This window comes from Paraburkholderia sp. FW306-2-2C-D06C, assembly GCF_058781505.1.
Map to the genome: position 1 here is coordinate 1 of NZ_JBYSWU010000024.1, position 15,782 is coordinate 15,782.

10 protein-coding genes and 2 pseudogenes are annotated in these 15,782 nt (G+C 64.1%); 8 read left to right on the plus strand and 4 right to left on the minus strand.

The window, feature by feature from the left end:
- Positions 1 to 46 precede the first annotated feature (46 nt).
- A pseudogene (locus tag AC3WLT_RS19140) lies at positions 47 to 328 on the plus strand (MFS transporter); the annotation flags it as partial.
- Between the two features lie 483 nt (positions 329 to 811).
- Complete coding sequence (locus AC3WLT_RS19145) at positions 812 to 1,084, plus strand: YodC family protein (RefSeq protein ID WP_492593262.1); 273 nt, start codon at positions 812 to 814, stop codon at positions 1,082 to 1,084.
- A gap of 86 nt (positions 1,085 to 1,170) precedes the next feature.
- On the opposite strand, the gene AC3WLT_RS19150 is transcribed toward AC3WLT_RS19145, so the two are convergent.
- Positions 1,171 to 2,052, minus strand: a complete 882-nt coding sequence (locus AC3WLT_RS19150; RefSeq protein WP_492593263.1) for a methyltransferase domain-containing protein — start codon at positions 2,050 to 2,052, stop codon at positions 1,171 to 1,173.
- Between the two features lie 75 nt (positions 2,053 to 2,127).
- Here AC3WLT_RS19150 and AC3WLT_RS19155 point away from each other — a divergent pair, with 75 nt between their 5' ends.
- Both AC3WLT_RS19155 and AC3WLT_RS19160 read left to right on the plus strand, forming a co-directional pair.
- A complete protein-coding gene (locus AC3WLT_RS19155; RefSeq protein WP_492593264.1) occupies positions 2,128 to 2,565 on the plus strand; it encodes a helix-turn-helix domain-containing protein in 438 nt (145 codons plus the stop codon).
- 16 nt (positions 2,566 to 2,581) lie between these two features.
- Positions 2,582 to 2,716 (plus strand): hypothetical protein, encoded by a 135-nt coding sequence (locus AC3WLT_RS19160; protein ID WP_492593265.1) that lies wholly within the window; start codon positions 2,582 to 2,584, stop codon positions 2,714 to 2,716.
- Here AC3WLT_RS19160 and AC3WLT_RS19165 read toward each other — a convergent pair.
- Entirely contained in the window at positions 2,713 to 3,033 is a 321-nt protein-coding gene (locus AC3WLT_RS19165; protein ID WP_492593266.1) for a superinfection immunity protein, read from the minus strand. The genes AC3WLT_RS19160 and AC3WLT_RS19165 overlap by 4 nt on opposite strands.
- A gap of 193 nt (positions 3,034 to 3,226) precedes the next feature.
- On the opposite strand from AC3WLT_RS19165, the gene AC3WLT_RS19170 reads away from it, so the two are divergent.
- The gene (locus tag AC3WLT_RS19170; protein WP_492593267.1) at positions 3,227 to 4,690 is read left to right on the plus strand and encodes a M20 family metallopeptidase; all 1,464 of its coding nucleotides are present in this window, start codon (positions 3,227 to 3,229) and stop codon (positions 4,688 to 4,690) included.
- Between the two features lie 549 nt (positions 4,691 to 5,239).
- Positions 5,240 to 6,145, plus strand: coding sequence for a crotonase/enoyl-CoA hydratase family protein (locus tag AC3WLT_RS19175; protein ID WP_492593268.1), 906 nt, complete (start codon positions 5,240 to 5,242; stop codon positions 6,143 to 6,145).
- Between the two features lie 186 nt (positions 6,146 to 6,331).
- Here AC3WLT_RS19175 and pdeR read toward each other — a convergent pair whose 3' ends face one another.
- Positions 6,332 to 8,335, minus strand: coding sequence for a cyclic di-GMP phosphodiesterase (gene pdeR, locus AC3WLT_RS19180; RefSeq protein WP_492593269.1), 2,004 nt, complete (start codon positions 8,333 to 8,335; stop codon positions 6,332 to 6,334).
- Between the two features lie 200 nt (positions 8,336 to 8,535).
- Positions 8,536 to 13,170: a DEAD/DEAH box helicase gene (locus AC3WLT_RS19185; RefSeq protein ID WP_492593270.1), complete on the minus strand. Its 4,635-nt coding sequence runs from the start codon at positions 13,168 to 13,170 to the stop codon at positions 8,536 to 8,538.
- A gap of 230 nt (positions 13,171 to 13,400) precedes the next feature.
- Between AC3WLT_RS19185 and AC3WLT_RS19190 the strand changes: the two are divergent.
- Both AC3WLT_RS19190 and AC3WLT_RS19195 read left to right on the plus strand, forming a co-directional pair.
- Positions 13,401 to 14,457 (plus strand): annotated as a pseudogene (locus AC3WLT_RS19190) (aldo/keto reductase).
- A 295-nt stretch (positions 14,458 to 14,752) separates the two neighbouring features.
- Entirely contained in the window at positions 14,753 to 15,673 is a 921-nt protein-coding gene (locus tag AC3WLT_RS19195) for a dihydrodipicolinate synthase family protein (RefSeq protein WP_492593271.1), read from the plus strand.
- The last annotated feature ends 109 nt before the right edge of the window (positions 15,674 to 15,782 follow it).

Genomic DNA, 15,782 nt, shown 5'->3' on the forward strand with positions numbered 1-15,782 from the left:
GGGTAACAGCGGGGGGTAACAGCGGGGGGTAACAGCGGGTAACGGCATTATGCTGGAAGTGGTGCCGGAGAAGGCCGGTCTCGCGTCGGGCGTCGTGTCGTCGACCTTGCAGATCGGCTCGGCCTTCGGCACGGCGGCGATCAGCGGCGCGCTCTTCGGCGCATTCTTCGGTGCGATTGGCGGCCGTTCGACGCCGGACGCTTACGCACATGGGTTTCAGTACAGCCTGGCGGTCAACGCGCTGCTGAGGTTCGCGTGTGTCGGCTTGAGCGTGCTGCTGGTGCGGCATCAGCAATCGGCATCGCGCCGGGTTGCAGCGCCGCTTTGATAGCGCGCGGAGAAAACGATTTCAACGACGGTGTCTAAAAACTTTTATGCACTTTAAACAAAGTGCTTCCGCAGCATCGCGGATTTACCGATGAGTTTTCCGTTCACAGGTAATTTCGTTTTAACGGCGATCAGAATAAACCCGAATTAAATCGCCAGCTGTAGATTAGATATGACAAAAAACAGGTCGTATCTTTTACGTGCCGCTTTCAATTGGCGACGTAAAATTTCCTATCGTGCAGTGCCGCATGGGCGGCGGATTGGCGCTGTTTTTAAGGGGTTTTCCCGATCTCTCAAGTTGGCAGGGCGAGTGGGAAAGACATTCCAGTGCCGCTGAAAAAGGTATCAACAAAAAGCACTTGCGGCGGACAAATTCGATTGTTAATCTTGGCAAACTTTTTAGAGGTTCTCTTCAGTAGGTCGAATGTCTAAATACGCGTCTCAATGGCTTAAAACCACTTAACAGGTCCGTAGGGGAATGAATATGCTGACCGCTACCATTGACGAATTCCAAACACAGCCAGCCGCACGCTTCAGTGCCGGCGACGTCGTCACGTTGCAGGAAGGCGGTCCGCGCATGACCGTGACCTATGCAGGTCCCGTCGCGCTCAATCCGGGCAACTGGCTGATCTGCGAATGGTTTGACGAACACGGCGAACTGCGCCGCGAGATGTTTGCGTACGAGAGCGTGCGGGCCGAGCCGCGCTCGATTCCCGCGGCCTCCGTGCTGTGGGGCAGGATTGGCCGGGCGGCTTAAAGCCGCTAGTAAAAGCTCCGCCATTGAACTGCGCCCAATAGACTTGTGACCCAGCCGGCCCCGTAGCGGCCGCGTGCGTGACGAGGCTATGGAAGCGCGCGGAGGTGGGGCGCGGCTGACGCAGACGGCGCTCTGGCGCTGACCATCCAGCAAGCAGCGGTGTAGCGAACTTCGGTTCCATGCACATAGGGATCGAAGGCGGTGCGGACCGTTTCGATAACTTGCGTGCGCGTCTGCTCGTCCGCCTCCTGAAGGATCCTGCCGACGGGGCCGAGCCGGCTGAGGTAGCCTGCCAACTCCTTTTCGGGCAGCGTGCAGTCCACCTCGATCGGCCGGATGTCGATCCCGGCCCAGCCGCTCTCTTCGAGGATGGAAGCGATCCGCTGCCGGTCCGCGAAGGAGAACTGTCCCGGCGCGCCTGGCTGGCGGGCGGGAAGGTTCGGTAGCAGCGGCGCCGCAGCGCGCTCAGGCGTCGTCATGAACGGATTTTCCGCGGCACTGCGCCAGGCGATGAACCCGAGTTCGGCGTCGTCCGTTGCTGCACGCCGCAGGTTCGCGAAGGCCTGGACCGGGTTGTCGAAGAACATGACGCCGAAGCGCGACATGATCCTGTCGAAGCCCGCCGGCTCGAAGGCGTGGGTCTGCGCGTCGGCACAGATGAAACTTGCCGTCGAGCCATTCCTTTCGGCGCGTGCCTGGGCGGCGGCGATCATCGGAGCCGAAATATCGGCACCGACGCAGTGCCCCTTCGCGCCGAACCGCCGCGCCACGGCCAGCGTCGTGCTGCCCGTGCCACAGCCGACGTCGAGCACCCGGTGCGCGGATCCGGCGCACGTCATGTCGACGAGCAGGTCTTCAAATGGCTTGAACATGTTGTCGAGCACCTCCTGCGCCGCCACCCAGGCGCGTCCGGCGCTGCCGTTCCAAAGCGCCGCCTGCTCGTTTTCGGTCTGGTGGTCGATATTCATGGTCGTTGTCCATTGCTTGCGCCCCGGGGAGCGGAAGCTACACTATGCAAGTTCAAGTCGACTTGAGGTCAAGAGGTGAACAAGCTAGACATCGCCGAGGTGGCGCAGCGATCCGGCGTTCCCGCATCGACGCTGCGGTTCTACGAGGAAAAGGGGCTGATTGTCTCCAGCGGCAGGCGAGGGTTGCGCCGCCAGTTCGATGCGGGGGTGCTGGAGCGGCTGGCGCTGATCGCGCTGGGGCGCGCCGCCGGCTTCTCGCTCGATGAGATTGCGCGGATGTTCGCGCCGGAGGGGCGGCTGCGTATCGACCGGCAGATGCTCGCGGCCAAGGCGGAGGAACTGGACAGGACGATCCGCAAACTGAGCGCCATGCGCGACGGTCTGCGACACGCCGCGGCTTGCCCTGCACCGAGCCACATGGAATGCCCCACCTTTCGTCGCATCGTGCGGGCCGCCGCATCTGGCGCGATCGGAGCGCGACAGAAGAAGGCTCCGCAGCCGCCCTGGAACTAGTCCGGCGCGCTGCGGATTGTGCTATCCGTCGATCAGTTTCAATCCCGCCACCGAGATCAATCCCGCCACCGAGATCAATCCCGCCACCGAGATCACGATCAACGTCATGCAAATCACACCGCTTGCTCGTCGCGTGTTCGCGCTTATTTAAGGCTGCTTATGTTCGGCGCGCTCACGCGCCGTTGCGCGCTTCTGCACGCGCGACTGAAGCGCTGATGAAAACGCCCGCATCAGCATCACTTTGCGCGTCTGGACGATTTCGCCCGCGACGTTCTTCGGCGGGTTCGGCTGCAACGACCAGTAAAGCGCGAGCAGCCAGCCGAACCCGGTCCAGCCGACGCACGCGTTGAACAGCGCCAGCGTCAGCAGGTCATGGCGCTTGCGGCGGTCCGCCAGAATCGACGGCAGGAAATACAGCGCCAATGCAAGCACCGCGGCGATGGCCTGAACGACGATATTGCCACCCATAGTCCGGCTCCCCAATACGCGACGTATGCCTCGATTGTCGCGCGATTGCCTTGTTTGCGCAGCTGATTTGCCCCTTACCAGGCGGAGCATCGCCAGCGTCTCGCCCGTGAAAGTGCGGCGAGGGGTTTAGCCGGTTCTTCATCCAGACTATCATGGGCGTTTCGACTGAACAGAACCCGAACGGACCGCCATCATGACCTCCGACGATACGACCCAGCAGGCGCAGCGCATCAATCACGACACGCTACGCGAATTCGTAGACCGCAAATGGAACGACGAGATCGTGCCCGCGCTGACGGACTACATCGCAGTGCCGGCCAAGAGTCCGGCGTTCGATCCCGAGTGGGTCAAGCACGGCTATCTGGAGCGCGTGGTCACCGACGCGGCGCAGTGGGCCGAGCAGCAGCCGGTGCGCGGTCTCAAGCTCGAAGTGGTTCGTCTGCCGGGCCGCACGCCGGTGATTTTCTTCGAAACGGCCGCCACCCGTTCGGGCAGCGAAGAAACGATCGTGCTGTACGGCCATCTCGACAAGCAGCCTGAGTTCGACGGCTGGCGCAACGACCTCGGACCATGGACGCCGAAGCTCGAAAACGACAAGCTGTACGGCCGCGGCGGCGCCGACGACGGCTACGCGATCTACGCCAGCCTGACCGCGCTCGCCGCGCTGGACGCGCAAGGCATCGAGCGTCCGCGCTGCGTCGGCCTGATCGAAACGTGCGAGGAGTCGGGCAGCTACGATCTGCTCCCGTATGTCGACGCCTTGCGCGAACGGCTCGGCAAAGTGGGGCTCGTGGTGTGCCTCGATTCCGGCGCGGGCAACTACGATCAGCTGTGGCTCACCACGTCGCTGCGCGGCCTCGTGTCAGGCGACCTCGAAGTTCAGGTGCTCGACGAAGGTATCCACTCGGGCGGCTACGGCGGCATTGTGCCGTCGAGCTTTCGCATCATGCGGCAACTGTTCGACCGTCTCGAAGACGCGTCCAACGGCAATCTGCTGCCGAAGGGTTTTCATTGCCCGGTCCCGGCCGAGCGTTTGCGCGAAGCGGAGGCGACCGCCCATATCCTCGGCGACGATGTCTGGAAGAAAATTCCGTGGGCCTGCGGCCAGGACGGCCGCCAGGTGCTGCCTACCACCACCGATCCGCAAGAGGCCTTGCTCAATTCGACGTGGCGTCCGTCGCTCTCGGTGACCGGAGCGGCAGGCTTGCCCGCTCTCGCCGATGCCGGCAACGTGCTGCGCCCGCGCACCGCGTTCAAGCTGTCGCTGCGGCTGCCGCCGCTGATCGAGGCGGAGAAGGCCGTCGCCGAACTGAAGGCGCTGCTCGAATTCGATCCGCCGTACAACGCCAAGGTGACCTTCAAGCCGGACGCCGGCGCGGCGACCGGCTGGAGCGCGCCCGATCTCGCGCCGTGGCTCGCCACGGCGCTCAACGACGCGTCGCGTCAGCACTATGGCGCGGAGGTCGCGTACATCGGGCAGGGCGGCACGATCCCGCTGATGAACGTGCTGAAAGCCGGCTTCCCGCAGTCGCAGTTCATGGTGTGCGGCGTGCTCGGGCCGAAGTCGAATGCGCACGGACCGAACGAATTTCTGCACGTGCCATATGGCAAGAAGCTGACGGCGGCTGTTGCCGAGGTGATCGCCGCCGCGCCTTGAGCGCGGCCTGGCTCTGCGTCGAATGGGCGCGGAGCCGGCCGCTGGCCGGCGCATTGGCAGTCACGCCGCGTAATCGCGCGGCGTTCGTTCAATCGGATGAGCGGGCCATCGGCGCTCATCGGCGTTCGCTAGTCAGCGTTCGCTAGTCAGCGTCATTCATGCCGTTTGAATTTCCCGCATCTCGCGGTTCTGTCGGCCAGCCCACAAAAAACGAAAACAAATATCCGGAAGCTATATTTTCGATTGCATTGCCTGATCGAAATTATTTCTTTTGCTTTCAATTCCGGCAAGAAATTCCGTATTTTCTCGATCGCTAATTAACTGGCAGTCTGCTGCCTTCCTGCCAGTAATCTCGTCCATCTCCGCTGCGCAATCGTTTGCGCTCGCATAGTGTTTTCCGCCACCCCGGGCCTCGCGCCACCGCTTTGCCTGGCGCGCCTTCACGCATGCTTCGCTTTCATCTGTTGGTTTTCCCGCTCCCAGCCGATTCTGGTCTGCTTTAGGCTCACATTGCAATACCAGTGTTTAACCTTAAAAGGACAGTTCAAAATGAATCTGCATAATCACCACGCCTGCCGCCCATTCCTCGAAGCCGGCAATCTGTCGCAAGTTTCTGCGTACTACGAAGAAGGACGCAACGTCATGTGGATGATGTTGCGTGCGCAGCCGCGTCCCTGTTTCAACCTCGAACTGGTGCACGACATACTGGGTCTCGCGCAGGCAGCGCGAGAGTCCGGCTTGCAGATCGACTTCTGGGTGACCGGCTCATTGATTCCGAACGTGTTCAATGTCGGGGGCGACCTCGATTTCTTTGCCGACACGATCCGCTCCGGCAAGCGCCACGCGCTGATGGCTTATGCGCGCGCCTGCGTCGATTGCGTGCACGCCGCGGCGCGCGGCTTCGATACGGGGGCGATTTCGATCGCGATGGTGGAGGGCACGGCGCTCGGAGGAGGCTTCGAGGCTGCGTTAGCGCACCATTTCCTGCTCGCGCAGAACGACTCGCGCATGGGGTTTCCGGAGATCGCGTTCAATCTGTTCCCGGGCATGGGCGGCTATTCGCTGGTCGCGCGCAAGGCGGGCATGCGCCTTGCCGAAGAGCTGATCGGCGTGGGCGAATCGCATACAGCGGAATGGCACTTCGGCAAGGGGCTGGTCGACCAGCTGTTCGAACCGGGTGACGCCTATCTGGCGACGCGCACCTTCATCGACACGCTCAAGCCGAAGATGAACGGGATTCGCGCGATGCTGCGGGCACGCCAGCGCGTGCTGCAACTGTCGCGCGGCGAGCTGATGGAAATTACCGAAGATTGGGTGGACGCCGCCTTCATGATCGAGGAGAAGGACCTCGTTTTCATGGAGCGGCTCGTGATGCTGCAAAACCGCCGCACGGCCAACCTGCGCCAGAGCACGGCCAGCACGGCCAGCACGGCCAGCACGGCCAGTTTCGCCTGAATCGATCCAGGTCCCACCGTCAATGAGCCGCGGCGAGCGGTCCCCCAAGGGGACTTCCTTCGGGGCGGTCCCGCAAGGGGACTTCCTGCGGGGCGTCCCCCAAGAGGACTTCCTGCGGGGCGCCCCCCAAGGGGACTTCCTGCGGGGCGCCCCCCCAAGGGGACTTCCTTCGGGGCGCACGGAAGCTCAGGCAATCAGTCTGAGCTTCTGTCTATCCTGCAGCCAGCGTTCGAATTCCGCGGCCGGCATCGCCTGACCGTACAGGAAGCCTTGCACGTAGTCGACGCCCAGCCCCTTCATGAACATCTCTTCCGATTCGGTTTCGATGCCTTCGGCGACCACCTTAAAATTCAGCTCCTGAGCGACTGCCACCATCGAGCGCACCAGTGCTTGCGCTTTGGTGTCCGCATTGATCGAGCGCACGAAGCTGCGATCGAGCTTGACGACGTCGAGCGGAATGCGGCCCAGCTGCGACAGCGACGAATAACCGGTGCCGAAGTCGTCTAGATGGACTTGCGCGCCGAGCTGACGGAATTGCTTGATCAGATCGATCGCAGCCGCTTCGTCCTCGATCAGGCAGCTTTCGGTGAGTTCGAGGTCGATCAGGCACGGGTCGAGACCGGCGCGTTGCAGCGCTTCGGTGAAATGCCGGACCACGGCGGTATCGACCAGTTGCCGCGCCGACACGTTGATCGCGACGCGCAGGTTGTAGCCGGCCGCCTTCCATCTGGCAGCTTGCTTCGCGGCCGTTTCCATGACCCAGCGGCCGAGCACGCCGATCAGCCCGGATTCTTCTGCATAACGGATGAATTCGGCCGGCATGATCTGCCCGCGCTCCGGCGAATTCCAGCGCACCAGCGCCTCGACGCCTTGCACGGCGCCGGTGGCGAGCGACAGCTTCGGCTGATAGTGCAGCGTCAGCTGACCTTCTTCGAGGCCGCGCCGCAGGTTGGTGTCGAGCCACATGTACTCGGCGACCTTGCGGTTCATTTCCGGCGAGAACACGCGGTAGGTGCGCTTGCCTTCGTCTTTGGCGACGTACATCGCCGTGTCCGCCGAACGGATCACCGATTCGAGGCTGTCGCCGTGCTCCGGATAGAGCGCGATGCCGATCGAGCAACCGGTGTAGACCTCCACCAGCCCGAGGCTGAACGGTGTGCGCAGACGTTCGAGAATGCGCTGCGCGGTGGCTTCGAGTTCGTGGGCGGTGCCTTTGGCGGCGAGCACGATGAACTCGTCGCCGCCCAGACGCGCGAGCGTGTCGCCTTCGGTCAGGCAGGTACTGATGGCCGCCGACACGTCGCAGATCAGCCGGTCGCCGAATACGTGGCCGTAGTGATCGTTGACCTTCTTGAAGTTGTCGAGATCGAGGAACAGCACGCCGACCGATTCCCCTTCGCCCGCTTCTTCGATGGCGGCGCGAATCTTGTCCTGAATCGCGTTGCGATTGGCGAGGCCGGTGAGCGAATCGGTGTTCGCCAGTTCGGTGAGCCGTTCCTGCGCGTTCCTTTCTTCAGTGATGTCGGTGCCGGAGCAGATCAGGAATTGTTCCTCGACGCCGCTGCCGCTATGCACGAACTTGTTGCGAAACAGGAAGAGCCGCTCGCCGAGCACGGTTTTGATGCGCCGTTCGACTTCATACGCGACGCCGCGATTGAAGAAGCCCGCGATATTCTGGCTCGACGCCGCACCGGCTTCGGAGGACATGAACAGCGCCCACACGTTGCGGCCGATGATGTCTTCCTCTTTTACGCCGGTGAGTTCTTCGGCGAGCCGGTTGAAGCGCTGTATCCGGCCATGCCTGTCGACGATGACGACGACGGAGTTGACTTCGGAGACAACCTGTTCGGCGAACGAAAGACCGTGGACCAGATCGCGGGCGACGGATTCGGTGTCGTCGTAGGCCGACGCTGTGCCGGCCCAGGTGTTGCTGGTGAGTTTTTTACCGACGAGGTGCAGGCGCAGCGGTTCGCCGAACAGGCGCACGTCGAGGATGAGATGCGAGGTGACGCCGGTGAGGCAACGGATTTGCGATGCCTGTTGAGGATTCAGCGGAATGGCGACATTGGCGGGCACGTCGCCGGTGACGGGGGTGAGTTCCAGCGCGTTGCTGTCGCTCGACAAACGCCAGCAAGGACTGCTCGTGCCGAACTGCGCATAAAGCACCTGGTCGTGTTGGTCGTCGTTCATGAGATCCCCGGGCGGAGTGTGCCTGTGGCGGCCCTGCAGCGATTGCGGGCTGACGGCAAACTGTCTTCATCAGACGTAAGACTTGTCCCATTGTAGCGAAGCGGCTGGAATTCGGGCTCGTAAACATTAACGGTAGGGTTGGCCGCAGTTTTAGGGGTTGGGTATTTGGTTGGGCTGGCGCGGTTTGTGCTCAGAAGCGCTCAGAACCGTCGCACCAGCCACCCCCGAGCCCGCTCCCGCTCAGCGGGGATTGCCTCGACCGACGGTTGAAACCAGAAAACCCCGGCGACGAGCGTCGCAACAACAATCCCGTCACGATACAAAATCCGATTTCCCGCGACAGCGGGCACCCGGTCCCCGACCAGAAGCGTCCCCGCAAGGTTCAAAGGATCCGTCCCCGAGACACAGACAAAAGCGCCATCGTTCGCATGTCGGCGGACTTCCCGCAATAAAGGAATCGCCTCCGGCAAAGCAAACTGCTCTCCGGCAAGACCATTCACGAACCGCCCGCCGCGAATGACCCCGCGCGCTTCGAGCCGCTGAAACACCCGCAACAAATCCCGCCATGGGGGCAGCCACTCCGCCTCGCGTTCGAGCAAACGCCAGAACACCACGCCGTAGCGCCGCAACAACGTCATCGCGACATGCTCGAGCACCTCCGGCGCAAGCTGCTGACGCCGCCCCGGCAAATCCTCCGCTCCCGCAGCGGCACTCGCGCGACGGCTGACCAACGCCCATCGCCCGGCATCGTCCATCCCGCCGATCAGCGCGCTCGACCTGCCGCGCCGGCTGCCCGGAAACGCGCTACGTTTGGCGGCTGGTTTCAACAACGCACGCAATCCCGCGAAACTATCGGAATTCACGAGGCCGGCGGCAACCAGCTCGCCCAGCGCATTTTCCAGTTCCAGACGCAACACGTGCACATCGGTCAGCAATTCGTCGAAGAACATCGCCCCGTGCTGCCGCAGCGCGTCGTACACGTCTTGCGCACGCGCGGACAACTCCGGTTGTTTCGACTGATCGATCAACGCGCTCCACACGCCCACCTGACGCCGCGGCAGCAGCACGATCGGCGTGCTGCGCACCGGCCCGCTGACGCCGCGTGCGCGCTCGGTCAGACGCGTCCAGACAATCTTGCCGGCACGACATAATTCGTCGAGCGAAGTATTCGAATAGGCTTTCACGCGCGCAGGCAGAATGTCTTCTTCCCACGCGCCGGCCGCGGCCTGGAAACCTTCCAGCTGATCGAGCACCGCCGCAAGCGCATCGCGTCCCTCACTGCGCGTATCCGGTGTCAGATGCTGCCACTCGAACAGAAAACGCATGAAATCGTGCCGCTCCACCGGTTCGATCTCGCGCCGCAAACGCTTGACGGTGTAGCGGTGGATCCGCGCCAGCAAATGACGTTCGCACCATTGTTCTTCCGTCGCGCCCGGCGTGAAGCGGCCGCGCATCACGTAGCCCTCGGCTTCGAGGCGCGTGAGTGTCTGTTCAATCGATGCGGCAGGCAACCGCAACGCCAGCGCAATCGCCTGCACCGGCAGCGGGCCGAAGCTCGTCAGCCGCGCGCGCAGTACGTCGAGCAGCGCGTCGCCGGCGTTCCAGGCGTCGGTGTAGCCCTTTGGCGCTTGCAACTGCGGTTCGCACGGCGCGCCGGGATAGAGCGCCTGCAAACAGGTGAGGCGTTCGGCGGACAGCCACAGCGCGTCGTCGGCTGCGATCTGCATGCGCGTCGCGCGGCCGGATTCGCCGAGTGCGCTCAGCCATGTTTGCCAGCCTTCGTTGGCGCGCACTTCGGCTTCGGTGATGCACGCAAGGCCGGTCAGCGCTTCATGCATCTCGTCGGCGTCGCGCGCCTGCGGCCACGCTTCGTCGCGTACGCTGTCGATCGCGTCGGCGTCGAGCGCACCGAGGTCGTCGGCGGAAGAGGGATCGGTCCAGCGGCGATTCAGCACGGCTTGCGTGCGGCGTTCTTCGATCGGCGCGTCGTCGAGATAGGCGTACGGTTTCGCGGTGAGGATTTCGGCGGCGAGCGGCGAGGGCGCCGGTAAATCGCGCGCAATCAGCCGCACCTCGCCCTGTTCGATACGGCGCAGCAGCGCCAGCCAGCGCTCGCTGTCCATCGCGTCGTGCAGGCAGTCGTCGACGGTTTGGTTCACTAAAGGATGGCGCGGCAGTTCGCGCTCGCCGACGACATTCTCCAGACACGCGGCCTGCTCGGGAAATACGCTCGCCAGCAGATCTTCGCTGCGCATGCGCTGCAATTGCGGCGCGGTCTTGCGCCCGCCGGTGTAACGCGGCAGCCCGAGCGCGACGGTCGCGTTCCAGCGCCAGCGCACCCCGAATAGCGGTGCATCGAGCAGCGCCTGAATCAGCAGATGCTCGGCGCTGTTCGAATGCAGATAACGCCACACTTCATCGAGTACGAACGAATGGCTGCCGGTCAGCGACAGCACGATCGCGTCTTCAGTCGCGGCGGCTTGCAGTTCGAAGTTGAAGGTGCGGCAAAAACGCTTGCGCAACGCGAGGCCCCAGGCACGATTCACGCGGCTGCCGAACGGTGCATGGATCACCAGCTGCGTGCCGCCGGATTCGTCGAAGAAACGTTCCATCACCAGCGTGTTTTGCGTCGGCAATACGCTCAGCGCGGCGCGTGCCCGTGCGAGATAGTCGACGATCTGCCGCGCGGCGGCTTCGTCGAGACCGATAGTGTCGGCGAGCCAGCCGATCGCGCGTTGCAGACACGGCGTCTGCGACCGGGTTTCAGGCGCCGGCCCTTCGATGATTGCCAGTGCCGCGGTGTCATCAGCGGCGCTCGAATTTGCCGCCATGGGTGACGCCGCGCGTGCCGGTTTGCGCCGCGGCGAACGCGGCTCGCTCACCGGCACCACCGCCTCGGTATCGGCGTCTTTTCCGTCAAGCAAGCGGCCAATCTGTTCGCGCAGGCGCGCCACCGCGAACGACAGCTCGTCGCTGCGCCCCGGCGCTTCGCCGAGCCAGAACGGAATGTTCGGCGGCTGTCCCTGCGCGTCCTCGACCCGCACGCGGCCGCTCTCGATCCGCAGAATCCGGTACGACGCATTGCCGAGCTGGAACACGTCGCCGGCGAGGCTCTCGACCGCGAAGTCTTCGTTGACGGTGCCGATATTGACCGCCTGCGGTTCGAGCACCACCGCGTAGTCGGCGTTCTCGGGGATCGTGCCGCCGGACGTCACGGCGACCAGCTTGCCGCCGCGCCGGCCGCGCAAGGTGCCGCTCACCACGTCGCGATGGATGTAAGCGCCGCGCGGACCGTTACGGCTCGTATAACCTTCGACGAGCATGCGCAGCACGGCGTCGTATTGCTCGCGTTCGAGCCCGGCATACGGCGCCGCGCGGCGCATCAGGTCGAACAACGCGTCTTCGTTCCATTCGGCGCTCGAGACTTCGGCGACGATCTGTTGCGCCAGCACGTCGAGCGGGGCGTGCGGAATCCGCAGCGCGTCGAGTTCGCCGCGCCGCACGCAATCGAGCAGCGCCGCGCATTCGATCAGATCGTCGCGCGAGGTCGGAAAGAGCCGGCCCTTCGGCATGCCGCCGACATGGTGGCCCGAGCGTCCGACGCGTTGCAGGAACGGCGCGATGGCACGCGGCGAACCCATCTGGCAAACCAGATCGACATCGCCGATATCGATGCCCAGTTCCAGCGAAGCAGTGGCGATCAGCACGCGCAACTCGCCGCGCTTCAGGCGCTGTTCGGCGTCGAAACGATGCTCCTTGGCGAGACTGCCGTGATGCGCGGCGACCGCCTCCTTGCCGAGACGCTCGGTCAGATGGCGTGCGGCGCGCTCCGCCATGCGGCGCGTGTTGACGAAAATCAGCGTGGTGCGGTGCAGGGCGATCAGTTCGGCGAGGCGGTCGTAGACGCGCTCCCACACTTCGTTGGGCATTACCGCTTCGAGCGGCACGGGCGGAATTTCCAGCGCGAGATCGCGTTCGCGTATATGACCCACGTCGACGATTGCGCACTCCGCCGGAACCTCGCTGTCGATGCTTGCGCCGCCCACCAGAAAGCGCGCCACCGCGCTGACCGGCTTTTGCGTCGCCGACAGGCCGATGCGCGGCAGACGCCGTTGACAGAGCGCGTCGAGCCGCTCGAGGCTGAGCGCCAGATGGCTGCCGCGCTTGCTGCCCGCGAGCGCATGAATTTCGTCGACGATCACGGTGCGCACGGTCGACAGCATGCGGCGGCCGGAATCCGAGCCGAGCAGCACGTAGAGCGATTCTGGCGTGGTCACGAGGATATGCGGCGCGCGTTTCCTCAACGCGTTGCGCTCCTGCTGCGTGGTGTCGCCGGTGCGCACGGCCGTGCGGATCTCGAGCGGCAGCAAGCCGCGCTGCGCCAGCTCTTCGGCGATGCCTTGCAACGGCATTTGCAGATTGAGGCGGATGTCGTTGGAGAGCGCCTTCAGCGGCGAGACGTAGACCACCAGCGTTTCGTCGGGTAGTGCGCCGCCGTTGGCGAGGCCTTGGTGCACGAGGTCGTCGAGCGCGGACAGGAAGGCGGTGAGGGTCTTGCCCGAACCGGTCGGCGCGGCGACCAGCGTCGAGCGGCCGCGGCGGATCTGTGGCCAGGCGGCGGCCTGCGCGTCGGTGGGAGCCGGAAAGGTCTTGCGGAACCAGCCGGCGACCGCCGGATGGAAACCATCCAGCGCGCCGGCAGTGGACGAGCTCCCGGTTGCGCCTTCGGGTGCGTCTTCAGTTGTGCCTTCAGTCGCGCGAGGAAGCGCGCCGAAAGCGGGGGCGGAAGTCGAGGCCTGAGTCATGCTTGCGTAATAGGGGGCGCGACGTGCCATATCCAAAGTGCGGCAAGGGCCGTCCGGTTGCGAGGTTCAGCAGCCAGTCTGGCAGGTTTTTGCGGGTTTTGCCGAGGGCCGCTGGTGCAGCCGGGTGTGCGGCTGGCAGTGCGGCTGGCTGATGCAGCCGGTTGTACTGCCGCTCTTGCGATAACTCGTAGGGCATCGTGCCGGACGTTGCCAACTGCAGTACTCTGTACGGCTCCCCCATCCACGATGGAGTTTCGGCAATGCGATACAACCAGTTAGGCCGTACCGGTGTGTTTGTTTCAGAACTATGTCTAGGCACGATGACGTTCGGCGGCGGCGAGGGCAATGTGGCGGCAAATCGGCGATCTGCAACAGGCGGATGCGGAGCGGCTGGTCGGCCGCGCGCTCGACGCGGGCATCAATTTCATCGACACCGCCGACGTCTATGCGGAAGGCCTGTCCGAACAGATCACCGGCCAGGCGCTGAAGAATCTCAAGGTGCCGCGCGACAAAGTGGTGGTGGCGACCAAGGTGTTCGGCCCCACGGCGGAATTTCCGAATGCGCGCGGGGCATCGCGTTATCACATCATCGACGGTATCAAGGCGAGCCTGAAGCGCCTGCAACTCGATCACGTCGATCTGTATCAGATCCACGGCTTCGATCCGGCCACGCCGATCGAGGAGACCGTGCGCGCGCTCGACACGCTGGTTCGGCATGGTCACGTGCGCTATGTCGGCGTGTCGAACTGGGCCGCATGGCAGATCGTCAAGGCATTGGGCATTGCCGAGCGCCTCGGCCTTGCGCGGTTCGAAACGCTACAAGCGTATTACACGCTGGCGGGCCGCGACCTCGAACGTGAACTCGTGCCGATGCTGCATAGCGAAGGACTTGGGCTAATGGTCTGGAGTCCGCTCGCGGGCGGCTTGCTGAGCGGCAAATATGGCCGCGAGCAGCAGGGCGAAGCAGGCAGCCGCCGCACGACGTTCGATTTTCCGCCGGTAGACCGCGAGCGCGCATATGACTGTATCGACGTGATGCGCGGCATTGCCGAAACGAAGCGCGTTTCGGTCGCGCAGATCGCGCTGGCGTGGCTGCTGCATCAGCGTGCGGTGACCACGGTGATCGTCGGCGCGAAGAAGATCGAGCAACTTGACGACAACATCGCGGCCACGCAAGTCTCGCTCACCGCCGACGATCTCGCGAAGCTCGATCAGGTCAGCACGCTGCCGGCGGAATATCCGGGTTGGATGCTGGCGCGCCAGGGTGAAGTGCGCCGCGCTCAACTCGAACAGGTACGTCATCCGGTGCAACGCTAGATCGACGCCGCTGCGCCAGCTGCGTCGTCGTAGACGTAGCGGATGACGTCGCGACGTCGCGGCCCGGCGTGGGGGCATTCCTGACGATCAGGCCTTCGCAACCAAACCACACAGATTGCGTTGGCCCAACTGCGCGAAGCGAGGTCCGCGGGCGTCCCGGGCGTCGCGCCCCGATTGTGCTGATTTCATCATTGCAGGCTGGGAAAAGCCTCAAGCCTCGCGGGCGTTTCGGCGGCGATACTCGTCACCACACCGACACCTGTCGGCCGACCGATACAAACGTAGGAGATTTTCAGTGAGCCGTAACGCCATTCAGTGGAGCGGGGTCTTTCCCGCGGTCAGCACCCAGTTCAAGCCCGACTTTTCCCTCGACCTCGACGCCACGCACCGCGTAGTGAAGAACCTGGTGAACGATGGCGTGTCTGGTCTCGTCGTCTGCGGCACGGTCGGTGAGAATACGTCGCTCAGCACGGCCGAGAAGCTTTCGGTGATCGAGGCGGCGCGTGACGCAGCCGGCGGCAAGGTGCCGGTGATCGCCGGCATCGCCGAATTCACCACCGAATTCGCCCGTAACACTGTGCGGCAAGCCGCACGCGTCGGCGTCGACGGCGTGATGGTCATGCCGGCGCTCGTCTACTCGGCGAAGCCGCATGAGACCGCCGCGCACTTCCGCGCCGTGGCGACCAGCACCGATCTGCCGGTGATGGTCTACAACAACCCGCCGATCTACAAGAACGACGTAACGCCGGACGTGCTGATCGCGCTGCAGGATTGCGAGAATATCGTCTGCTTCAAGGATTCGTCGGGCGATACGCGCCGCTTCATCGACCTGCGCAACGCGGTCGGCGACCGCTTCGTGCTGTTTGCCGGCCTTGACGACGTCGTCGTAGAAAGCATCGCGGTCGGCGCACAAGGCTGGGTGTCGGGCATGTCGAACGCGTTCCCGAAGGAAGGCGAGACGCTGTTCCGCCTCGCGAAGCAAAAGCGCTTCGACGAGGCGCTGGCGCTGTACCGCTGGTTCATGCCGCTGCTGCACCTCGACGCGCGCCCGGATCTCGTGCAGTGCATCAAGCTGTGCGAGGAACTGGTCGGCCGCGGCAGCGCCGTGACGCGCCCGCCGCGCCTCGCGCTGCAAGGCGACACGCTCGCGGAAGTCAAGGCGATTGTCGCGAAGGCGCTCGAGACGCGTCCGACGTTGCCGGACGTCGGTCTCTGATCGACGCCCCTCCGGCGGCGGGACACCGCCGGCGCACCGGCGCCCCCCAGTCCCGCCGCCGCATCCGGCTCGGCATGGCCCGCCCCGGCCGATCGAACCGGGCACCGCC

Bases quoted from the DNA above. Each gene is read 5' to 3' on its own strand.
- AC3WLT_RS19165 (WP_492593266.1), bottom strand. From the start codon at position 3,033: ATGGGTGGCAATATCGTCGTTCAGGCCATCGCCGCGGTGCTTGCATTG.
- AC3WLT_RS19175 (WP_492593268.1), top strand. From the start codon at position 5,240: ATGAATCTGCATAATCACCACGCCTGCCGCCCATTCCTCGAAGCCGGC.
- pdeR (WP_492593269.1), bottom strand. From the start codon at position 8,335: ATGAACGACGACCAACACGACCAGGTGCTTTATGCGCAGTTCGGCACG.
- AC3WLT_RS19150 (WP_492593263.1), bottom strand. From the start codon at position 2,052: ATGAATATCGACCACCAGACCGAAAACGAGCAGGCGGCGCTTTGGAAC.
- AC3WLT_RS19185 (WP_492593270.1), bottom strand. From the start codon at position 13,170: ATGGCACGTCGCGCCCCCTATTACGCAAGCATGACTCAGGCCTCGACT.
- AC3WLT_RS19170 (WP_492593267.1), top strand. From the start codon at position 3,227: ATGACCTCCGACGATACGACCCAGCAGGCGCAGCGCATCAATCACGAC.
- AC3WLT_RS19145 (WP_492593262.1), top strand. From the start codon at position 812: ATGCTGACCGCTACCATTGACGAATTCCAAACACAGCCAGCCGCACGC.